Source organism: Caldibacillus debilis DSM 16016, assembly GCF_000383875.1.
In the GTDB taxonomy this organism is placed as follows: Bacteria; Bacillota; Bacilli; order Bacillales; family Caldibacillaceae; genus Caldibacillus; species Caldibacillus debilis.
On record NZ_KB912915.1, the window covers coordinates 93,350 to 115,432 of the forward strand.

General features: G+C 52.0%; 20 protein-coding genes and 1 other annotated feature. Of the genes, 6 read left to right on the forward strand and 14 right to left on the reverse strand.

Annotated elements, in window-relative coordinates; translation table 11 throughout:
* The first annotated feature begins 924 nt into the window (after positions 1–924).
* Both A3EQ_RS0117475 and A3EQ_RS0117480 read left to right on the forward strand, forming a co-directional pair.
* Positions 925–1,767, forward strand: a complete 843-nt coding sequence (locus A3EQ_RS0117475) for an SPFH domain-containing protein (RefSeq protein WP_020156449.1) — start codon at positions 925–927, stop codon at positions 1,765–1,767.
* A gap of 22 nt (positions 1,768–1,789) precedes the next feature.
* A complete protein-coding gene (locus A3EQ_RS0117480) occupies positions 1,790–1,972 on the forward strand; it encodes a hypothetical protein (protein ID WP_020156450.1) in 183 nt (60 codons plus the stop codon).
* Positions 1,973–2,579: 607 nt separating this feature from the next.
* Here the strand turns inward: A3EQ_RS0117480 and A3EQ_RS0117485 are convergent.
* Positions 2,580–2,807, reverse strand: coding sequence for a DUF3949 domain-containing protein (locus A3EQ_RS0117485; RefSeq protein WP_020156451.1), 228 nt, complete (start codon positions 2,805–2,807; stop codon positions 2,580–2,582).
* A gap of 309 nt (positions 2,808–3,116) precedes the next feature.
* On the opposite strand from A3EQ_RS0117485, the gene megL reads away from it, so the two are divergent.
* Positions 3,117–4,331 (forward strand): methionine gamma-lyase, encoded by a 1,215-nt coding sequence (gene megL, locus A3EQ_RS0117495; protein WP_020156453.1) that lies wholly within the window; start codon positions 3,117–3,119, stop codon positions 4,329–4,331.
* 237 nt (positions 4,332–4,568) lie between these two features.
* Here the strand turns inward: megL and argS are convergent, their stop codons facing one another.
* The 9 genes from argS to A3EQ_RS0117555 form a co-directional block, all read right to left on the reverse strand.
* Positions 4,569–6,266: an arginine--tRNA ligase gene (argS, locus tag A3EQ_RS0117505; RefSeq protein ID WP_020156455.1), complete on the reverse strand. Its 1,698-nt coding sequence runs from the start codon at positions 6,264–6,266 to the stop codon at positions 4,569–4,571.
* 104 nt (positions 6,267–6,370) lie between these two features.
* Positions 6,371–6,678: a binding site (T-box leader), on the reverse strand.
* Positions 6,679–6,835: 157 nt separating this feature from the next.
* Entirely contained in the window at positions 6,836–7,483 is a 648-nt protein-coding gene (locus A3EQ_RS0117515) for an HAD family hydrolase (RefSeq protein WP_020156457.1), read from the reverse strand.
* A 184-nt stretch (positions 7,484–7,667) separates the two neighbouring features.
* Positions 7,668–7,913, reverse strand: coding sequence for a hypothetical protein (locus tag A3EQ_RS0117520; RefSeq protein WP_020156458.1), 246 nt, complete (start codon positions 7,911–7,913; stop codon positions 7,668–7,670).
* 6 nt (positions 7,914–7,919) lie between these two features.
* The gene (locus tag A3EQ_RS21900) at positions 7,920–8,363 is read right to left on the reverse strand and encodes a hypothetical protein (protein ID WP_154652910.1); all 444 of its coding nucleotides are present in this window, start codon (positions 8,361–8,363) and stop codon (positions 7,920–7,922) included.
* Between the two features lie 42 nt (positions 8,364–8,405).
* Positions 8,406–8,585 carry a hypothetical protein gene (locus tag A3EQ_RS21905; RefSeq protein ID WP_020156460.1) on the reverse strand — a complete coding sequence of 60 codons (180 nt, stop codon included), beginning with the start codon at positions 8,583–8,585 and terminating at the stop codon, positions 8,406–8,408.
* A 428-nt stretch (positions 8,586–9,013) separates the two neighbouring features.
* On the reverse strand, positions 9,014–9,808 hold the full coding sequence (locus A3EQ_RS0117535) for an ABC transporter ATP-binding protein (protein WP_020156463.1): 795 nt from the start codon (positions 9,806–9,808) through the stop codon (positions 9,014–9,016).
* Positions 9,801–10,766: an ABC transporter permease gene (locus A3EQ_RS0117540; RefSeq protein WP_026500057.1), complete on the reverse strand. Its 966-nt coding sequence runs from the start codon at positions 10,764–10,766 to the stop codon at positions 9,801–9,803. The genes A3EQ_RS0117535 and A3EQ_RS0117540 overlap by 8 nt, the downstream gene beginning before the upstream one ends.
* Positions 10,767–11,045: 279 nt before the next feature.
* Positions 11,046–11,822 (reverse strand): enoyl-CoA hydratase-related protein, encoded by a 777-nt coding sequence (locus tag A3EQ_RS0117545; protein ID WP_026500058.1) that lies wholly within the window; start codon positions 11,820–11,822, stop codon positions 11,046–11,048.
* 377 nt (positions 11,823–12,199) lie between these two features.
* Positions 12,200–12,973 carry an enoyl-CoA hydratase-related protein gene (locus A3EQ_RS0117555; protein ID WP_026500059.1) on the reverse strand — a complete coding sequence of 258 codons (774 nt, stop codon included), beginning with the start codon at positions 12,971–12,973 and terminating at the stop codon, positions 12,200–12,202.
* A 573-nt stretch (positions 12,974–13,546) separates the two neighbouring features.
* Between A3EQ_RS0117555 and A3EQ_RS0117565 the strand changes: the two genes are divergently transcribed.
* Positions 13,547–14,848, forward strand: a complete 1,302-nt coding sequence (locus A3EQ_RS0117565; RefSeq protein ID WP_020156469.1) for an NCS2 family permease — start codon at positions 13,547–13,549, stop codon at positions 14,846–14,848.
* Between the two features lie 1,432 nt (positions 14,849–16,280).
* Positions 16,281–16,655 carry a VOC family protein gene (locus A3EQ_RS0117590; RefSeq protein ID WP_020156474.1) on the forward strand — a complete coding sequence of 125 codons (375 nt, stop codon included), beginning with the start codon at positions 16,281–16,283 and terminating at the stop codon, positions 16,653–16,655.
* A gap of 43 nt (positions 16,656–16,698) precedes the next feature.
* Here A3EQ_RS0117590 and A3EQ_RS0117595 read toward each other — a convergent pair whose 3' ends face one another.
* The 4 genes from A3EQ_RS0117595 to exaC all read right to left on the reverse strand — a co-directional run bounded on the left by A3EQ_RS0117595 (position 16,699) and on the right by exaC (position 21,593).
* Positions 16,699–16,971, reverse strand: a complete 273-nt coding sequence (locus A3EQ_RS0117595; RefSeq protein WP_020156475.1) for a hypothetical protein — start codon at positions 16,969–16,971, stop codon at positions 16,699–16,701.
* A gap of 683 nt (positions 16,972–17,654) precedes the next feature.
* Positions 17,655–18,833 (reverse strand): sporulation protein YhbH, encoded by a 1,179-nt coding sequence (yhbH, locus tag A3EQ_RS0117605; protein WP_051091438.1) that lies wholly within the window; start codon positions 18,831–18,833, stop codon positions 17,655–17,657.
* A gap of 767 nt (positions 18,834–19,600) precedes the next feature.
* Positions 19,601–19,987 carry a DUF779 domain-containing protein gene (locus A3EQ_RS0117615; protein WP_020156479.1) on the reverse strand — a complete coding sequence of 129 codons (387 nt, stop codon included), beginning with the start codon at positions 19,985–19,987 and terminating at the stop codon, positions 19,601–19,603.
* A gap of 70 nt (positions 19,988–20,057) precedes the next feature.
* On the reverse strand, positions 20,058–21,593 hold the full coding sequence (exaC, locus tag A3EQ_RS0117620; protein WP_081626269.1) for an acetaldehyde dehydrogenase ExaC: 1,536 nt from the start codon (positions 21,591–21,593) through the stop codon (positions 20,058–20,060).
* Between exaC and A3EQ_RS22620 the strand changes: the two genes are divergently transcribed.
* Positions 21,582–22,019: a hypothetical protein gene (locus A3EQ_RS22620; RefSeq protein WP_154652912.1), complete on the forward strand. Its 438-nt coding sequence runs from the start codon at positions 21,582–21,584 to the stop codon at positions 22,017–22,019. The two genes, exaC and A3EQ_RS22620, sit on opposite strands and share 12 nt — an antisense overlap.
* The last annotated feature ends 64 nt before the right edge of the window (positions 22,020–22,083 follow it).

Below are 22,083 nucleotides of genomic sequence, written 5' to 3' on the forward strand. Positions count from 1 at the left end.
TTCGGATGTTGGACACCGGTTGCGATGATGGACATTTTTTCCGTGATGATGGACGTTTTTTTCGCGATGATAAACGTTTTTTCCAAAATGTTGGTTATTTTTTCCTTTATGTTGGACAAATTTTTTTTCGTGTTGAACATACATTTGAAAATGTTGGACATTCCCTGGGATATTGGACATTTTTATCCGGATGTTGAACGATCCGGTTGAGATGATGGACGATCGGCCCGGCAAACCGGAACAAATGTTGAACGTTTTGCCCCAAATATTGAACAAACGGGACTTTCTATCGGACGATTCGCCAAAATCTTGGGCATTTTTCTTTGAATTTGGAACCGTCCGGTACGGATCGGAAAAACAAGAATGCGGGACAAATTTTCCCCGTGTTGAACAGTCGGCGGTCAAGATTGGACATTTCAATATCATGCCATATGGCAATGGAACCGGATAAAAACATTTGAACCCTCTTGCCTTTCAAGCGAATTCACTTTTGTGCGGATAATTTCCCCGGATAAAAATATTCGGACCCTCCCGCCCCGGCAAAGGATGGACGATGATCCGATCGGCGGCGCGGGACCATTCCAACGGGCAAAAAAAGAAAGCGTCTGATCCGAACGCTTATCGGAAAGGCAGGCCTCCTTCCATGGCTGCCACCCGATCAAAAAGAGTGGAAAAACGTCGCGGCCCGAGACCGCAAAGCCCGATCAAAGAATCCGAAAATAAATTCAATGGGCTCGCATTCCGAAACGGCTTGACCCTGTCCTCGAATGCTTCCCAATCCGAAAATAAATTCAATAGGCTCGCATCCGGGTTCTCCCATGGCACCCCTTCGACAAAAAATGGCCGTTCGGAAGGCAACCGAAATTGAAAAATGTTCTGAAATATGATATCATAATAATATAAAATTAATATTGGAGTGATTTTATGAAAGAAACCAGAGCCTGGTCGATGAACGGTTATCTCGGCATCCTCATCCTTGTCCTCCTGATCGGATCCGCCGCCTTTCTGGCCTGGAAACAACAGTGGATCCTTGCCGTCATTATCTTCCTTGTCGCCGCGGTCCTGGCGACGGGCATCACCATCGTCCAGCCGAATCAGGCGAAGGTCGTCATCTTCTTCGGAAAATATTTGGGGTCGATCCGGGAAAGCGGCCTGTTTTTAACGGTGCCATTGACGGTCCGCGACACGATCTCCCTTCGGGTGCGAAACTTCAACAGCAACAAGCTGAAAGTGAATGACGTGTTGGGGAATCCGATCGAAATCGCGGCCGTGGTCGTCTTCAAAGTCGTCGATTCGGCCAAGGCACGGTTCGATGTGGAGGATTATGAACAGTTCGTGGAGATCCAAAGCGAAACGGCCATCCGCCACGTGGCCACCAAATATCCCTATGATGCCTTCGAAGATGAAGAGATCACCCTGAGGGGAAATCCGGAAGAAATTTCTTCAGAACTGACCAAGAATTTGCAGGAACGGTTAAATGTGGCAGGCGTCGAAGTCATCGAGGCCCGTCTGACCCATCTGGCCTACTCGACGGAAATCGCCAGCGCCATGCTGCAGCGGCAGCAGGCGGCGGCCATCCTGTCCGCCAGGCAAAAAATTGTCAGCGGCGCCGTATCCATGGCGCAAATGGCGGTGCAGCAACTGCAGGAAAGCGGAACGGTGGAATTGGATGAAGAAAGAAAAGTGAACATGGTGAACAACTTGCTTGTCGCGATCATTTCCGACCGGGGTGCCCAACCAGTCATCAATGCGGGAAGCCTGTATTAATTGGCAACGGTCGTGAATAAACATGCCGAAGAAAAAAAATTTTCCGCTGCGCCTTGACCCGGAACTTTATGCCATTCTCGAGCGTTGGGCACAGGATGAATTCCGAAGCGTGAACGGCCATATCGAATACCTGCTGCGGGAGGCCGCGAAAAAAGCGGGAAGATGGAAGGAAAAACCGCGGCCCTCCCGCGGGGAAAAGGAGTAGGGGGTAAAATAATCTGTCCCGGATCCAAACGGAACCGGGACAGATTTTTTTCCGATCGGGGAAGGCGTCCGCTCCACCCGTTCCCGTAAAAAAAGGCCCTTTCCCCTTTCGGCTACTTCTGCGGCCGGCGGCGGTCATACCATTCCTTGTGAAAGGGGCATCCGCGCTTTTCAACGATTGGCATCCGCTTCTATTATGCATCCGCCCGCATCGGCGAAAATCCAAGAGAAGACGGGACATCCCCGGCAAGCCTCCCGTTTCCCCGTCCAAATGCCGGCCGGTTAAAGAATGATCCCGCCTTTCCTTTCCGCTCCCCGCGCAAAGGCCGACGGATTCTGAAAGCCGGAAGATCCGCGGATTCCCCTGTTATCCAATCCGGGGATGTTGCGTATTAATGACAAAGGGCAGGTTTAGGCAGACCGGTCGAAAAGGATCCTGTTTCCGCTTCCTTAGGCAAGGGCGGCAAGCGGAGCGACGGACGGGGACAGACCCGTTGAAACTGACCTTCAACTGGAACGTCTCGATCCCTTTGTGTACGCCGTAGATCGGCAGACCCGTTGAAAATGATCTTCCAACCCCTTCTTCAGCCTGTTTTGTGGCGCCATTTTTAAATCCAAGTGGCGATGATGGCGGGGAGCCAATTCCACCAGCTGGACTGGAGATTATAATGGAGCTGCTGTTCTTCAAAACTCATATCATCGAACAACTCGTTGTGATTTTTTCCGGTTTGCTTTTTCCGCTCGTTCATCGAAGAAATATAGGCATATTGAATGGGAACCATGATGCCCGTATAAAGGACCAATATGATCGCAAGGACGATGTAAAAAACCGTCATCTTTCCTACCCCCTCCGATTTTTTGCCGAGGACGTTCCTGACATTCTGCCTTTTTTACGAATCAAGCCCCGCGGCGGTTTCATTTTTTTCTGAAAATACCGATACCCTTCCGGCCACGCCGCCCGCGGCATCCGCCGACGATGCCCTGGGACGTGGCAGATCAAGAAGTGACGCAGCCGGAATTCAGCGTCCGGAACAAGTCCTCTTCCCCTTCCCCCGATTTTTCCTTTAAAAATCGCCCTGGCATTTTTTTCGGGAATTTCGTATACTGTTAATGAAAACGTTTTCAATTGAGAAAGGGGTTTTTCCATGGATTATGGAAACCGGATGGAAACGATGCTGATTCATTCCGGATATGACGCCCGCGATTACAAAGACAGCCTCTCCCCGCCGCTATACCTCAGTTCCACCTTTGTTTTCCCGACCGCCGAGCAAGGTGAACAGCGCTTTTCCGGAAAGGACGACGGATTCATCTATTCGCGTCTGGCCAACCCGACGGTGCGAATCCTTGAAGAGCGGATGGCCGCTTTGGAAAAGGGCGAGGATGCCATCGCCTTCGCCTCCGGCATGGCCGCCGTCTCCGCCGTATTGCTCCATTTAACGAAAGCCGGGGATCATATTCTCTGCTCCCGGGGCATCTACGGCTGCACCTTCGGGCTTTTGCGGCTGTTCCAGGAAAAGAACGGGATCACCTACAGTTTCTGTTCGATGACCGACGAAAAAGAGATCGAAGCGGGACTCCGGGAAAATACGGCCTGCATTTTTTTGGAAACCCCGGTCAATCCTACGATGGAAGTGAACGATCTGGAACTGGTCGTCAAAGCGGCCAGACGCCGCGGCATTCCCGTCGTGGTGGACAACACCTTTTCTTCTCCCTATTTGCAAAATCCCCTCGAGTTCGGCTGCGATTATGTCGTGCACAGCGCCACCAAATACATCGGCGGCCATGGGGACGTGATTGCCGGCATCGTCGTCGGCAAGGACCGGGAAGCGATGCAACAGTTGAGAAACCGGATTCAAAAAGACATCGGCGGCATTATTTCTCCCTTCGACGCCTGGCTTTTATTGCGGGGATTAAAAACTTTGCACGTCCGCATGGACCGCCATGTGGAAAACGCAAAAAAACTTTTTGAATATTTAAAAACCGTTCCCCTCGTGGAAAAGATTTTTTATCCCGGGGATCCGGAAAACAAATATTATCCGGTGGTGAAAAAGCAAATGCGGGCACCGGGCGCCATGCTTTCCTTTACGGTTAAGGGGGGAAGGGAAATGGCGCAGGCCTTGATCGACGCATTGAAAATGGTGAAAATTGCCGTAAGCCTCGGCGACGCGGAAACCTTGATCCAGCACCCGGCGACGATGACCCATTCCGCCGTGCCCGCCGAGTCAAGGGAAGCGATGGGGATTACCGATAACATGCTCCGTTTATCCGTCGGATTGGAGGCGGCGGAAGACATTATCGAGGACTTCCGGCGGGCCTTTCAAAAAGCGGAAAGGCTTTGGTCCGGCAAGAAACTCGCCTGACCGCCGCAAGGAAGGAAGAAGGTCCGAAACGCCATACCGGATAGATGGCCGGATCCGGCGGCTTTTGCCAGGGGGTGGACGTACGAACGGGCAAAAAAAGGGGGCCTCATTTCTTTTACAGGCTGCGAAAGCAGCAATGGGCAAAGGAAAGGCTGCCGTCAAAATTTTAAAAGGCAGCCTTCCTTTTGGATATTTCCCCGCTCCCGGACCGCAGGCACCCTCGTTCGCGCCCGCATCTTACATTTGTTCCGGCGCCTTGATCCCCAAAAGCCGCAAACCTTCCTCCAGCACGATGGTGATCGCCTTGACCAGGGCCAGGCGGGACGGCCGTTCTTCATCCGTTTCCAAAATCCTTACCGCTCCGTAATATTTATTAAAGGCCTTGGCCAGATCCAGGACATATTTGGCGATCACCGACGGATCATAGCCGTTGAACGCCTGCAAGACCTTTTCCGGAAAGGCATGGAGCCGCTTGACGATTTCCCAGCTCTCCCCGTCTTTTAAGCCGGAAAAGGCGAAGGTTTCTTCGCCGCTTTTCCGCAATACCGAACAGGCGCGGGCAAAGGCATATTGGACATAGGGGCCCGTTTCCCCTTCGAAATTCAGCATGTCCTCCAAGGAAAATTCAATATTGTTCATGCGGTGGGATTTCAGGTCATGGAAGACGACCGCGCCGACGCCGACCATTTTTGCCGCTTCTTCCTTGTTTTCAAGGCGCGGATTTTTGGCCTCGATGTTTTTTAGCGCCTGGCGGATCGCCTCCTCCAGCACCTCTTCCAGGAGAATCACCCGCCCTTTCCGCGTCGACATTTTTTTACCGTCTTTCAAATACAGGCCGAAGGGGACGTGAACCATGTCTTTGGCCCATGGATTTCCCATTTTTTCCAAAACTTTGAACACTTGCTTGAAATGGACGCTCTGCTCGTGGCCGACCACATACAGCGCTTTGGCGAAGCGGTACGTTTGATAACGGTAGACCCCCGCCGCCAGATCGCGGGTCGCATAGGTGGTGGCGCCGTCAGATTTTCGGATGAGGCAGGGCGGGAGTCCCTCCTCTTCCAGCATCACCACCTCGGCCTGATCGGAAGTGACGAGCAACCCCTTTTCCTCCAATTGTCGGGCGATCGCGTCCATTTTGTCGTTGTAAAAGGATTCGCCGGTGTATTCATCGAACCCGATCTCCAACAATCGGTAGATCCTTTGGAATTCCTCCAGGGAAACATCCCGGAACCATTTCCACAGGCGGACGGCTTCTTCGTCGCCGTCTTCCAGCCTTTTAAACCAGCCTCTCCCTTCTTCCGTTAAAGCCGGATTCGCTTTTTCTTCCTCATGGAATCGCACATATAGCCGGAAAAGCTCCGGAATCGGATTCGCTTTGATTTTTTCTTCCGATCCCCACCGCTTGTAGGCGCTGATCAGCTTGCCGAACTGGGTGCCCCAGTCCCCCAGGTGGTTGATTTTCACCGTTCGGTATCCGGCCTTTTCACAGATATTTGCCAATGCGCTGCCGATGACCGTCGAACGCAAATGCCCCATGGAAAAAGGCTTGGCAATATTCGGCGAGGAAAAGTCCAGGACGATCGTTTTCCCTTCACCGAAGGACCAGCTGCCATAATTCCCTTTCTCCCGCAAAATCCGGTTGACCACCCGGCTTCCGAAGGATTTCCGGTCAAAAAAGGCATTCACATACGGCCCTAACGCTTCCACTTTTTCAAAGGCCGGATCATGGATGGCGTTGGCCAGTTTTGCCGCAATTTCCTGCGGCGGTTTGCGGAAATGTTTCGCCAATTGGAAACAAGGGAAAGAAAGATCCCCGTAAGCGGAATTTTTCGGCTGTTCGATGAGCCGTTCCATCTCCTCCGTCCACAGATCTTCTCCGACGGATTTTTTCAACGCATCCGCGAAAAGGGATTTGAAATCCGTTTGTACATCCATTTGCCGCACCCTCCTGCTTCCGTTTTCTGACTTGAACTTGCACGGGCGTTTCAGGGGACGTTTCATCCCGCCCGTTCCGGGAAAAAATAAAAAACCCGTCTCTTCAAAGAGACGGGCTGCACCCGCGGTGCCACTCTTTTTAACAACCGAAGGGAAAGGGCAAAACCCCCGGTTGTTCCCTCGCTGCCGTAACGCGGCCGGGCGGCGGGCTCCTACGCGCGGTTTCGGCGGCGTTTTCGCGGGAGTGTTTCCCCTGTGGCAGAAAACTTTAGCCCTGCTGCAGCCGCCGGTCAACCGTTTCAGAGCCGCTTCTCGGAAGTGCGCTTCGGAAAAAGGGCGGCATCGGGCTTCCACCGTCCCCGACTCGCTCGTGCCGCTGTCTTTTTCCTACTCTCTTCTTCATCGAATTTTCGGCTTATTTCAACATTTTCGGTTAATATGTAATTATAAAGATTCTCCCCTGGATTTTCAACATCTATTCGAGTATTTTCCCGTTGATCGGCCATTTTCCGGCCGATGCGGACCGCCGGCGGAGCATTTCCGCCGTCCGGAAAGGCAGGGCCGAAAATTTACGCATCCAGCAAATCCACCAACGGGATCCGGCAAAAATCGTCCAATACGACGGCCTGTTCCGGGAAACGGCTGCCTTTCGTCACCCGGTTCGGGATGATGTAGCAGGGGATCCCCGCCCGCAAGGCCGCCGTCGAACCGTTGACCGAATCCTCAATGGCAACCGCCTCTTCCGGCTTCAGCCGCAGCGCCTCCAAAACCCGCAAATACAGTTCCGGATCCGGCTTTACTTCGCGGACGTCATCTTTTGTCTTGATGACGGAAAAATATGCGTCCAGCCGGAATCGTTTTAAATGTTTTTCCACCCAATCCCGGCCGGAACTGGTGGCGATCGCCAGGGGCAAACCCTTTTCATGGGCTTCCCGGATAAAGGGGAGGACCCCCTGGCGGATCTCCAAAAAACCCTCGCGGTTTTCGAACCGCCGGATTAAATCTTTCCGTATTTCCCTTCTGTCCAGCCGGATGCCCAAGTCATGCTCGATTCCTTGAAAAATGGCGTCGTTCGCCGTGCCGATCCCCTTCGCGAACAATTTTAATGGCAATTCATATTGATAATGCTGCTTGAAATACTCAAAATAGATCTCGTACCACAGGCTCTCCGTATCGACAATCGTCCCGTCGAAGTCAAAAATGACCGCTTTCAGCATATCCCTCACATCCTGTCCATGCTTTTCGGATTATTAGCGCGATGTGCGGCAGACCGTGCGGGCCAATGTTCCCCGGGGAACCGGTTCCGCCTTTAAACAAAAAAATCGAATAGAAGGGGCCCTTTGTCCTGCACCCATCTCTTCCTGGACATGTGTAAAATTCGAAAACCGGCCGCTAATACAATCATAAAGGATCAGGAATCTTCTTCAAATACCAATCTTTCTTTTTCCGATAAGGCAAGCGCTTCCGGTTGCTTTTCCAAAACGGCTGCTGTGAAATCTTCAACTGTTTAGCTAAAGCTCGTTCTCTTTGTATAAACGGAAGCTCATAGTTCCGACATCGCGCCTTCGAATGAAGGTTTGCCCCTTTGAAGAACAGCTTTTTCACATCTTCATCAAGATTGCCTGTCACGATAACGGCCCCGCTCACGCCTTCTTACTTCTCGATTTCAATTCCCGCTAAGTTTTCAAATTCCGACTTGCCGCCCATTAGCGGATTTTCCGGCTCCGATTCACCGTCCGGGAACAGGATCTGAAATCCATCGTGCCATGTATGCAACAGCCTTCTCATTGGCAATCGATCAATTCGTTTTTTAAGACATCCGCTCATGACGTGAACCGATTTTGTTTCCGTATCGAATATTCGCAAGCGGGTATCATTTTTTGCGATAGAGATAGGATTTCCGATTTTATCAAAGCGGCAGGCGATCGGGATGGAGCATCGATGATTTTTGTAGAAGCCGTCTGAATGGCTTGTTCCGATTACGATTGATTTTTGTAAGACGGCCATTCGTTTCGCTTCGTTGATCCATCCGGCGAACTGTTCTTCACTGTACATCCCGGCTCCAATCGGATGAAAGATGAGGCGGACGGGATTCATTTGATCCAATCCTTCGGATCCCTGGAAAATTTCTCCGCACAATCAATAGCCCATTTTTAACGGTCCGTCTTCAACGTTTGACGGAACATACAATTGCTCATGGACGGGCGTTTTCTTCCTGGCTAAAATAATTTCTCCCGGGCGGTTGACGATAAAGGCCCGATTTTTTCCATTTTTATCTTGATAACCTGAGATGATGGATTGATCGTGATCCTTGCCCATTCACAAACCCGCTTTATTTTTTCATGGGAAAAATACCCTTCCGGAAAAAATAACATAGTCCGGCACCGGGTTTTTTAGCGGCATTTTCCAATTGTTCCAAACCCTCTTCATGCCTCGGTTGGCCGATGCGTATCTTCACCGTTCCACCCCATGGTTCAAGCAAACGGTTAAAAATACATCTTCTCTTTTTTTCCGAATAACCTTTTTCAATCGTTGAAGAACAAACCGGGAACGTTGCTGAAGATCCATTTAAAAAGGGCGCCCCAAAAGCGTTCGTTTTTGGGGCGCCCTTCTGCTTGCATCTGCGTTTTTTCCTGTCTGCCTGAGACGGTTCATGGCATGGCGTTGCTGAAAACGGCATTTTTTAAGCCGGGGGAAAGGACCGCCCTCTCCATCCATTCCAAACGGAGCGAACGGGATCCTCCCGGTCATCCCAGCAGCGTCCGGTCTTCGGCCAACTGTTTGCCCCGGATCCGCCGGAATTCGCCGAGGAGCCTGTCGATCGTCCAATTTTTCTTCTCCTCTTCATTCAGTTCCAAGATGATCTTTCCCTGGTCCATCATGATGAGGCGATTGCCCAAATCCAGCGCCTGCTGCATATTGTGGGTGACCATAAGGGCCGTCAGCCGGAATTCTTCCACGATCTGTTTCGTCAAGTTCGTGATCAATTCCGCCCGGGACGGATCGAGTGCGGCGGTATGTTCATCCAACAGCAGGATCGCCGGTTCCGTAAAGGTGGCCATCAACAAGGAAATGGCCTGCCTTTCTCCCCCCGAGAGCAGACCGACCTTGGCGTTCAGCCGGCTTTCCAGCCCGAGATGGAGGCTCCCCAGCAGCTCCCGGAATTGCTTCCGCCTTTTTTCCGTCACTCCCGCTTTCAGCGTCCGCCTTCTGTTTCGCGACAAGGCGATCGCCAAGTTTTCTTCGATCGTTAGGGAAGGCGAGGTGCCGGCCATCGGATCCTGATACACCCGGCCGATGAAACGGGAACGCTTGAATTCCGGCAGCATCGTCACGTCTTTCCCGTCAATCAGCACCTTGCCGGAATCGGGGGTCAGCACGCCCGCGATCACGTTCATCAATGTGGATTTTCCGGCGCCGTTGCTGCCGATGACCGTCACAAAATCCCCCTTGTTCAGCTTCAAATTGACGTGATCCAAGGCGACCTTTTCATCCAAGGTGCCTTCGTTGAAAATCTTGACAACCTCTTTGACTTCAAGCATTTGCCTTTTCCTCCTGCCGGACGGAACGCTTTCCGTTTCTCTTGGCTTTTTTCCGCTTTTCCCGCCGCTTTTCGACCAAACCGGGGATGATTAACGCCAGCACGACGATCGCGGCGGTAATGAGCTTCATGTCGCTGGCATCCATCATATTTTGCTTCAATGCGAAACCGACAATGATCCGGTACAGGATGGCGCCGATCACGACGGCCAGCGTGGCCCGGGCAATCGTTTTGGCGCCGACCACCGCTTCCCCGATGATGACCGACGCCAGGCCGACGACGATCATGCCGATTCCCATGCCCGCATCGGCGAATTCATTGTATTGGGCGAAAAGGGATCCGGAAAGGGCGACATAGGCATTGGAAATCCCCAATCCCAAAATGATCAGTCCGTCGGTATTCGCGGAAAAACTCCGGATCATCCGCTTATTGTCGCCGGTCGCCCGCATCGCCAGGCCGATTTCCGTTTTTAAAAACCAGTCCAACATCCATTTGAAGATGAACGTCACGACGAGGAAAAAGACCAGCAACGCCCACGGGAAGCCGGCGGCGTTCCCGAGGGATTCCACTTGGGACACGACCGTCTCCCGATTCAACAGCGGAACGTTCGGCTTCGACGTCACGTTCGGATCGGTGAAGCCCATAATGCGCAAATTGATGGAATAGAGGGCGGTCATCATCAATATTCCCGACAGCAGATTGTTGATTTTCCCCTTCGTATGGAGGATCCCCGTCAAACACCCCGCCAGGAGCCCGGCGAACAAGGACGCCAAGGTCGCTGCTGCGGGAGGATAGCCGTTATAGATCATCGTCGCGCTGACCGCGGCACCGGTGACGAAACTGCCGTCCACCGTTAAATCGGGGAAATCGAGAATCCGGAAGGTCAAATAGACCCCCAACGCCATAATGGAAAAAATGAGGCCGAGTTCCACCCACTGCAAAACCATCTGTGACAACATCCGCTTCACTCCAATGCGAAAATGAAATGAATCGACGATAATTCCGGGAAAAAGAAAAAGGGGAAATCGGATCGTCCAAACCACTCCGCTGATTCTTGAAGCAAACGCCGGGTCCCTCCCGGCAAGGTTTTTCGCGCCGGAAAGGGAAAACCCGCCGCATCGGCCGTTGAAATGGACCGTTCGGATTGATTTCCCCAGGAAAAACGGAAAATTATCGAAAAATATTACTCTTATTTTCACAATGATGGATAAATATTGTCAAGGGTTAAACATAAAAAATTATTCCCCGGAAAAATTTGGTTTCCGCTTCTCGGCAAAAGCCCTTAACGCTTCGATCCGGTCTTTCGTGGCCAGGACCTTTTCATAGGCCTCTTCCTCGATGGCCAGCCCCGTCTTCAAATCCACGTCCATGCCGAGCCGGATGGCCATTTTCGCCTGCTGGACGGCCAACGGGCCGTTTTGCAAAATCTCCCCCGCCAATTGGAAGCATACAGCCATCAGTTCATCCAGTTCGGCGATTTTGTTTAGGATGCCGTACAGATAGGCTTCTTCGGCTGTGATCTTCCTTGCGGCGAAGATCAATTCCTTTGCCCGCGCCTCCCCGATCAGGCGCGGGAGCCGCTGCGTTCCGCCGGCTCCGGGTATGATGGCCAGGCTCGTTTCCGTCAATCCCATGACGGCCGTTTTGGCGGCGATGCGCAAATCGCAGGCCAGCATCAGCTCAAACCCGCCGCCGAAGGCGTACCCGTTGACGGCGGCAATGGTCGGTTTCGGCAATTCCGAAATCCGCTGAAAAAGGGTGCGGGTCTTGTTTACATTTCTTCGCACTTCATCGTCCGTCAAGTTCTTCCGTTCTTTTAAATCCGCTCCGGCGCTGAACGCCTTTTCGCCGGCTCCGGTAAAGATGACGATCCGGACATTCCGATCGTACCGGAGCCGTTCCACCGTCCGTTCCAGTTCCTCGAGCATCCCGAAGTTCAACGCGTTTAACGTCTCCGGGCGGTTGAGGGTGACGACGGCGATTTGATTTTGAATGTCCAATCGTACGGCAGCCAATCCCGACTCCTCCCTTTTATTTTTTGAATATTTAGACTTTATCTGGCATAAGAATCCCGAAGGCGCCCTTTCCTCAAGCTGCAGCTCCGTTGGCTTCGGATCTGCGCTTCATTATTCCCTGTGATGACCGGAATCGCCGCTTGCGGATTTTCCGTCCGCATCGGGTTTTACAGGCGACGCAGCCCATTCCCCGGTGATTTCGTCATACAATCGGGCGATCGATCTTCCTCCTTTGCGGGCGTAGCAGCCCATTCCCCGGGAAATACCATCCTTTCCGATTCCCTAAAGCGAAGCGGATGCCGGCGGAACCGGATCGACTGCGGGCTCCTTCCCCCAAAAACTAGAGAGCCGCATGATCCCCACGGCGAAAGCGGTTTTCATCGCCCGCTGAAACGCGCTTTTCTTTTTTCCAGAAAGGCCCGGATCCCCTCCCTGTGGTCGGCCGTTCTGCCGGCCGCCTTTTGGGCCGCCGCTTCGTATTCCAGCATTTGCGGGAGCGGCGTTTCAAAGGTTTTTTGCAGGCAATGTTTCATGAGAGCGATCGCCCTTGTCGGCAAGGAAGCCACTTTTTCGGCAAAATCACGGATTTCTTTATCCCAGCTGGCAGCCGGGATCACCCGGGAAGCCAGGCCCAGTTCCACGGCCTTCTCCGCGGAAACGGCCTCCCCCAGCAGGGACAGTTCCATGGCCTTGGCATAACCGATCATTCTCGGCAAAAAATACAAATTTCCGGCGTCGGGAATTAAGCCGATATGGACAAAGGCTTGATGGAAGGAGGCGCTCTCGTGGACGGCCCTGAAGTCGCAGGCCAAGGCCAGACTGAAGCCGGCGCCGGCGGCCGCTCCGTTGACGGCGGCAATCACCGGGATTTCCAAAGATTGAAGTTCCAGGATCAACGGATTGTAAGCCGTCCTTAAAATCTCCCCGTAATCCAGATCTTTCCCCATCTCCGTTAAATCCGCTCCGGAACAAAAGGCCCTCCCTTCTCCGGTGATCACCAGGCAGCGGAATTTTTCATCCCGTTTCGTCCTTTTGATGGCTTCCATCAATTCTGCCTGCATCGTCCCGTTCATCGCATTCATTTTTTCCGGCCGGTTTAACCGGATCCATGCCACCCTTTCTTCCCCTTCCCATTTGATCGTTTGATACATCCCTTGCCACTCCTTTCCTTTTTCGCATTTTTTGGCGGCGGGCAGATCGATCTCCGCCAGCCGGAGATTTTGACGGGGAACAGGTTCGCGCACGGCCGGCGAAAAAAACATTGGCCCACGCTTCGATAAACCGCTTTCAGCGGCGGAAAAGTCCGGTTGCGCTTTCGTTTCCGGCAAATCCATTTCTCCGGCGCCGAAAGGCGCCGAAAGATCTCCGCCGGGGCTTGCCAATCCCACAATCCCCGGGCGGCGGAACGTTCTCCGATCTCCGGTGCAAAACCAACCTCGTCCCCCTGACGGAGGGAAAGGTTCCCGCGCACTAGCCGGTTCCCTTTTCCGAAAGTTCCGCTCCTTGTTCCCTTTCGGACCGCTTGGTTGACGGCCCGAGATGTCCCACTAAAACATTCGCCTTCCGTCCCGCCAATTCCTTCCCGATGAAACGGTCCGGCTTCCCTTATCTGCCGCTCCGTCCGCCTTGATCCGGAAAAAATTTTGTTTGGCTCTTGCAATGCGGATAAAAAACGAATAATATTAAATATGTGTTTAAAAAACGTTCGTATTTGGGTGATCGACATGTTCAATCTTGAGAAAAATCACACAAACAGGAAAACGGAAATTATGGCCGGCTTGACCACTTTTTTAACGATGGCCTACATCGTCATCGTCAATCCGTCGATTTTGCAAGCGGCGGGCGTGCCTTTCGAACAAGTCTTTTCCGCGACGATCATCGCGGCAGTCATCGGCACCCTGTGGATGGCATTGTTCGCCAATTATCCGATCGCGGTGGCTCCGGGGATGGGATTGAACGCTTTCTTTATCTCCGTCGTTCTCGGGTCCGGGGGAAAATTCGGCTACGAAGAAGTGTTCGCCAGCGTGTTCATTGCAGGGATCCTCTTCATCATCCTGTCCGTAACCTCCGTCCGCACGAAGATGATTGAGGCGATTCCCGACAATCTGAAACATGGGATTTCCGCGGGGATCGGACTGTTTATCGCCTTTATCGGGCTGCGGCAGTCGGGGATCATCACCGCGAATGACGCGACCCTTGTCGGACTGGGGGACCTGACCTCCCCTGTCGTGCTTTTGACGATCTTCGGCCTGCTCCTTTCCATCTTTTTGATGGCGCTGAAGGTAAATGGCGCCCTCTTTATCGGCATGGCCGCAACGGCCTTCGTCGCCTTTTTGACCGGAGAAATTTCCTTCGAAGGCAAAATTTTTTCCCTGCCGTCGCTTCCGGAAGGGATGATCATCGTCAATCCCATCGAAGCGCTGACGGACGTGTTTCAGCATTCCTTATACGGGGTCGTTTTCGCCTTCCTGCTGGTCACGGTCTTTGACACGACGGGGACGATCATCGGCGTTGCCGAGCAGGCGGGCCTGATGAAAGGAAAGACGCTGCCCCGGGCGAAACAGGCCCTTCTGTCCGATTCCGTCGCCACGACGGTCGGCGCCATGTTCGGAACGAGCCCGACAACGGCCTATATCGAATCGATGTCCGGCGTGGCCGCGGGAGGACGGACCGGGCTCACTTCGCTGACGGTCGCCTGCCTTTTCATCGTGGCATCCCTGTTCGGACCGGTCGTATCCGCCCTGTCCAGCCTGCCCTCCATCACTTCGCCGGCGCTGATTATCGTCGGGAGCCTCATGATGGGCCATGTGGCAAAAATTAAGTGGGATGAACTGGATGAAGCCTTTCCCGCCTTCTTAATCCTGTTGAGCATGCCGCTCACATCGAGCATTGCCACCGGCATCGCCCTGGGCTTCATCGCCTACCCGGTCCTAAAACTGGCGACGGGAAAATGGCGCGAGATCCATCCCCTCGTCATCCTGTTTGCCGTATTATTTATGATCCATCTCGCCTTTTTCGGACATTAAAAAGGAAAGACGCTTCGCGGACAGCTTTACAAAGGAAGACGCCATGCAGACCGGAAAAAAATTTCCGGCAAATTACTTCCTGCAGCTTTTTAAAGCGGCTCCCATTTCCATCCGAAAAAACGAAAACGCGGGGAAACAGGAAAACCCCGCGTTTCTTAATTTTTCCTTTTCTCGTTTTGCCGGCCGCTTCAGGAAAGGCACTTTAGACCGGCACCGAATATGCGTCCGGATCGGAGAATCCGTTCATACGGTCTAACGTTTTCCGTCCGGTTTCATCAAACAAAAAGGATGGCAAAGGCCCTGCGCCCCATTCCAAAAAATCATCAAAATCATCGGATGGATAAATGTTTATGCAGGGATATCGAGCCCCGAGGTTCCATTGTGGCAGAAATTTCGATTTCCGCGGGACTTTTCCTTCCAAATTCCATGAGAGTCCCCATATCCATTTGCAATCGGCATGAACACGAAAAGACCCCTGACGCTGCCTGAATTGAACCGGATTCATGTTTTGAAAAACGGCAGCATCCCTTCGTTCCGGGCAACGATCTACTCTTGTCCGAAAAAAAGGCAACCGGCCGAAGAAAGGATCTTTCATTTCTCATAAGCCTTATGCTCAAGCATTTTCACAATATCAATATAACTATATAACGCAATGATCGGCACCGTAATTCATCCGATAACTATAAAGATGGACAAGAAAGGATATATCCGGACAGGATGATTAATCCCTTTTTCTTTTCCCCGCAGTAAATATGGCCGAAACCCGGTGCAACGAGATTCAATAAAAGGCCACCGGACAATTGTTTATCCATTTTCCTCCTCCCTTGAAAACAAGTTTAATGGCGCATTCCTCCGGCTTTAACAGGAAAAAGCGAAAGCGCATACAAGATTCGGTGCTTATTTTAATGTCCTCACCTGCTGCCGGGCTCGTTTTTTGTTCCTGATCCTATATGGCAGCCCTTGATTGCATGCCAGCCTTCGTATCATGGGTTTTGATTTGAATCCGGGAGCATCTCGTTAGTTCCTTTCAAATGGATAACTGAAAGAACTGATTTTGCAATACCGAAATCATAAACGTTCATGATCATCCTTCGTCCACCGCTTGCCTTTGATGCCCGCTCCCGCGTGCTGCGCCGGCGAGGCTGCCCGTCATGCCGGCCGCCCCTTTCCAACCGCATCTTTCGCCCATCTTGGCCGCCCGCCGATTCGGCCGGATTTTCACTTCGCACACCCGAAAGCTTGGATTCTGCCGAGTCTTCGGCCACAAGCGGCATGGTCGCCCGCGCTTTTGGCGGCGCGCATCCCTATTTTTCATATAATAAGGAGATCTTATCAATTAATATTAAATTTATTTTATTTTTAATTATCGTTAATGAAAAGTTATAGTAGAGGTGGATGAGAAAAACAGAAACCAGAAGAAGGAGAGGGTACCATGGCCTTTGCTTTTCGCGCCATCGATCATGTCCAACTTGCCGCTCCAAAGGGAAGCGAAGACGCCGCGAGGAAATTTTTCCGAGACCTTCTGGGTTTCAAAGAGGCGGAAAAACCTGAAACGCTAAAGAAAAGAGGCGGGGTATGGTTTGCCTTTGGAAATTGCCGCGTCCATATCGGGATCGAAGAACCGTTTTCCCCGGCCAAAAAGGCGCATCCCGCCTTTGAAGTGGAAAATCTGGAGGAACTGAAGCGGCGTCTGACCGAAAACGGGGTTCATGTCATTGAAGATGATAAACTTCCCGGGGCGAAAAGATTTTACGCCGATGATCCGTTCGGAAACCGTCTCGAATTTTTGGAATGGGTACGAGAATAGGCGATGGGAAGATCCGGGAAACGGGGCTGCCGGATTCATCCGGTTAATTTTGAATCATCTCTTCCAGTTCATCCGCCGAATCGATCTTAAAAATGGTATGGGTGTCTTTCGTGTTCATGATCACGGCCGTACCGTCTTCATTAAACCATAGATAGTAACTTTCATTTTCCAAATCCACCTTATACTGCGGATCTGTTACGTCAACGATTCCGCTTTGTTTTTTGGCATTATGAAACGTTTTTTCAATCTGTTCGATTTCTTCCGGATCCGTGATCGTTTTTAATGCGTTCTCTTTTGCTTTGGAAAAACTTATCATTTCATGCACCCGAATTTCTGTTGGTCCGTCGGAAGATGAAGAGGAAGAACAAGCTGTCAGACTAAAACAAGCGCATAGAAACAGGGCCATAATCATTTTTATTTTCACAATATCCCTCCTTTCCGAGCATTTATCAGCACCCTATTCAGAATATATGAATGCCCGTTGATGGTTTGCCTTCATCGTTGCCCGACAACGGCCTCTTCGAAGAGAATATGCCCCTTTTCCTTATTTTAAAAATATTATAACATTAAAAATTTTCATGATTAAGTTGTAAAAAAGAAATAATTTTGGCAAACACCCGAATTTTAAACGCAAGCGGTCGGTTTAATCGGACCATTCCGCCTGATGCTTCTCCTTCTTGAACGCCCGCGTTGGGGCAATGCCCCGAGATACCGATAAAAACCAAATCGTGAAGAGAAGAAAAGACCGGCCGGAAACCATACCGGGAAAAAACTTAAACCATCCCGCGGCACGGGCTCCCCCGGCAAACCGTCCGGCGCCCATTCCGGTCAACAAGGCGGTCTCCTCCCGGGGTCATGGGGGAACAAAAAGCCCCTCCGTTCGGACCCGGCGCGCAAACCAATGAGCAGCCCCCGCCCACGGCCCGGAACACAAAAAAGGGGGGGAAATCTTTTCCTCCTCCCCGCACGGTTAAGAAACGTTTATGCCCCATCCGTTTTTCAGACCGTCTTCGCCGTTTCATTGATGTGAAAAAAAGTTTTCAAGGCGTGATAAATATCCCCTTTCTCTTTCATAATATAATACCGGAATTTCTCGTTCTTGATATGCTTATAGGCGGTCATCAGGGTGGAATAGCGATGATATTGATTCACTTCCCCGTAACCGAACAGATTGGCCACATCCATGATCTGCCCCGCCAATTTGACGCAGCGGGCGTTGTCGCTCGATAAATTGTCCCCGTCGGATATGTGGAAAGGGTAAATATTGTACCGGGACGGGGGATATTTTTCATCGATCAGCTCCAATGCCTTCCGGTATGCTGAAGAACAAATCGTCCCCCCGCTTTCCCCCTTTGCAAAAAATTCCTCTTCGCTGACGACTTTCGCTTCCGTATGATGGGCGATAAAAACGATCTCCACCGATTCGTACTTGCTTCTTAAGAAGCGGGTCAACCAGAAGAAAAAACTTCTGGCCATGTATTTTTCCCAGGTGCCCATCGAGCCGCTCGTATCCATCATGGCGAGGACAACGGCCTTGGATTCCCGCTTGACCTTTTCATTCCAGGTTTTAAACCGCAAGTCCTCCGGAACGATCGGATAGAAGGAAGGGTTGCCGGAAAGGGCATTCCTTTTGAAGGCGGCAAACATCGTCTTTTTCTTGTCGATGTTCCCCATCAGCCCGGTTTTACGGATGTCGTTATATTCCAAGTCCGTAACTTCCAGCTGCGGATCCTCCTTCTTTTGCATGTTGGGCAGTTCCAATTCCTTGAAAAATTCCGATTCGATCTCTTCCAAGGAGATTTCCGTTTCGTAATAATCTTCCCCGGGCAATTCCCCCGCCCCGGGACCGATGCCGCCTTTCTGCCCGTAATCCCCCCGGGCGATGATATCCCCCACCCGGCTGTCCCCGTCGCCCTTGCCGACCTGTTTCGTCTTTTCCTCATTGTAGCGGATTTTATATTCTTCCAGGGAACGGATCGGAATTTTGATCACTTCTTTTCCGTTCGCTAAAATGATGCTTTCTTCCGTCAATAAATCCGGCAGGCTGTTGCGAATGGCCTCTTTCACCTTTTCCTTATGGCGCTGCTGATCGTCATGGCCTTTACGATGGAGGGACCAATCTTCCTTGGAGACGATGAACTGATGTTTATCCTTCCCGCTCAACTTTTTCCCTCCCATTTGGAAATTTTCCGTGCCGGGCATCCCGAACCTGTAAATCCAAATATTTCCCGGCTTTCCGGAAGGAGCGCCGGACACCGGCTGTCAGCGACCGAAAAAGTTTAACCGCCATGTTATTATTAATAATTATTCAAATGGGTTTAAAAAATCGACAATTTTTTAAAAAAGCGGCGGTCTTAAGCGCCTGCAGGGACGGATCCTTTCACTAGAGAAGCACGTGCCGTTTCCCGCCGGCCAATTTCATCTTTCAACCGGCGGATAAAAAAAGCCGCCTTAAAGTCATTGTGGAATGACCGTTTAAGACAGCTCGCCGAAAAAATTTTTCTTTACCAAAAGTACGGATATCCGCCATACCCCCCTCCGTAAAAGGGCGGATAAAACGGATAGGGCCTCGGTCCGATCAGGGCGCTGCCCAAGAAGCCGCCGAGCAAACCTCCAAAAAACGGACCGCCGAAGAAAAAGGGGTTCCGTCCCCCGAAGAAAAAGGGGCTCCGTCCTCCGAAGAAAAAGGGCCGCCGGCCGAAGCCGAAAAATTGGCGTTCCGGATACATTTTTCCATACCTCCCGTGATAACGATTTAACCCTCAATATTTTTTATGCATCCGTCACGGCTTTGGCATGGGCATATGAAGGATATCCGATGAACGCGATAAGGATTGTTTAAAAACTATATGATAACAGAACCACAAAAAAAGACCCTTGGGAACATAAGTTGTTCCAAGGGACAAGCGGTACGGCCTCTTGGACGTTTCATCATGGGGTTACGATTACTCCTCCCCTATTTTGATGGGTTCAAGCCTCGTCGCTTCATCCCGGGTGAAGGGCCGGGAACGGATGAGGAAGCGGACGCCCAATGGGATTTCGAGGGAAAAGGAGGCACCCCTTCCCTCCGTCACATCCACGGTCAGCTGGGTATGTTTCCAGTACTCGAACTGCGGCCCGGAAATGTAGAAGGGGCACCCGTGAATTTCCCCCAGTTTCACGTCGCTGCTGCCGATGCGGAAGGTTCCCCGCTTGTAGCACATCGGCGCCGAACCGTCACAGCAGCCGCCGCTTTGGAAAAACATCAGTTCCCCGTGCTTTTCCCGCAGCCGGTCAATCACCTTTTTCGCCTCATCCGTCACCAGCACCCTTTTGACCCTGTCCATGATCATCCCCCCATCGCAACATACTGTGGCGGCGGTCCGACAGCGGCCGAAGGCGGCACAAGGCCGCCTTCCATCATCAGAATAGTCCGACCGGTTCCTTGCTGTAAGAAATCAGCATATTTTTCGTTTGCTGATAGTGTTCCAGCATCATCTTGTGGTTTTCGCGGCCGATGCCGGATTGTTTGTATCCGCCGAATGCCGCGTGCGCCGGATAGAGGTGGTAGCAGTTGACCCAGATGCGCCCGGCCTGGATCTTCCGCGCGATCTGGTACGCCTCGTGAACGTCCCGCGTCCAGAGGCCGGCGCCCAGTCCGTACAGCGTATCGTTGGCGATCTCGATCAGTTCCTTTTCGTCCTTGAAGGTGGTGACGGAGACCACGGGACCGAAAATTTCCTCTTGGAAAACGCGCATCTTGTTGTGGCCCTTCAGAACGGTGGGCTGAATGTAGTATCCGTCCGGGTACTGCGGATTGTGGTAGGGCCCGCCGCCAGTCAGCACTTCGGCCCCTTCCTTTTTGCCGATGTCGATGTAGCTGAGGATTTTCTCATACTGATCTTTGGAAGCCTGGGCGCCCATCATCGTTTCGGGATGGAGGGGATCGCCCATCTTGATCTTCCGGACGCGCTCCAACGCCCTTTCGATGAATTCATCATAGATCGATTCCTGGATCAGGGCGCGGGAAGGACAGGTGCAGACTTCCCCTTGATTCAAGGCGAACAGCGTAAATCCTTCCAGGGCCTTTTCCAGGAAGGCGTCATCTTTCCGCATCACGCTTTCGGTGAAAATGTTGGGCGATTTTCCACCCAGTTCGAGGGTCACGGGCGTAATGTTCTCGGAAGCGAACTGCATGATCAGCCGGCCCGTCGTGGTTTCACCCGTAAAGGCAACTTTTCCTACCCTGGGCGAGGTCGCCAGGGGCTGCCCCGCTTCGGGACCAAAGCCGTTGACGATGTTCAATACTCCCGGAGGAAGCAGGTCCCCCACCAATTCGGCAAACAGCATGATGGTGGCCGGTGTCTGTTCCGCCGGTTTCAGGACGACGCAGTTTCCTGCCGCAAGGGCGGGGGCCAGTTTCCAGGCAGCCATCAGGAGGGGGAAATTCCAAGGAATGATCTGCCCCACCACGCCGATGGGCTCTTTGATGTGCATCGACAAGGTTTGGGCGTCAATCTCGGACACCGATCCTTCTTCGCCGCGAATCACTCCGGCAAAATAGCGGAAATGATCGATCGCCAGGGGCAGGTCGGCAGCCAGCGTTTCGCGGATCGGCTTCCCGTTGTCCCAAGTCTCTGAGAGGGCCAGTTTTTCCAGGTTTTCTTCCAGCCGGTCGGCGATTTTCAGCAAGATGCGGCTGCGCTCCGCGACGGAGGTATTTCCCCATTTTTCCTTGGCCTGATGAGCCTTATCCAGGGCGAGTTCAATGTCTTCCCTTTGGGAACGGGCCACCTTGGTAAACACCCGCCCGTTCACCGGAGACGGATTCTCGAAATATTCCCCGTTTACCGGGGGCACCCACTCGCCGCCGATGAAATTGTCATATTTCTCCTTGTACTGAACGGGGCTTTCCGGCGTGTTCGGCGCCGGATAAGATGCCGACACTTGTTGGGTCATAAGGTCATTCCTCCTTCTTACGATATGGATTTTTTGCTGATTCAACCCGAATGTGCTTCCCATCTCCCGTGCGGTAATGAAGAAGCCTTTTCCGTCCCGGTCCCGGCGCCCGACGGAACCAAGCGGAACCCGATGATATCGCTTTCAATATCCTCCGGCCTTTCTCCGCTTCCCTGCTACGTCATTTCCCCTCACCCCGCATGGTTCTTCTCAGGTTTTCCGTCTTTCGCCTTCCGCCTTTTTGTTAATGCAAAGTTCATGCCAAATCTCTTCAAAAGGCCGTGGCGCAGTCAGGTCGCGGCCTTCAACCCGGTTGAAGCCGCCCGATTTTGTTCCATTGAACACCCTTTTGGAACAGTGATTGTTCCATCGGCACAAAGGATGGAACAATCGGATGATTTTGTAAATTCAATTCCTTTGGTATAATTTGATATAAATAAATAATATAGAACAGATAGTAAATATAGACTAATTTGAAAAATAGATCCGG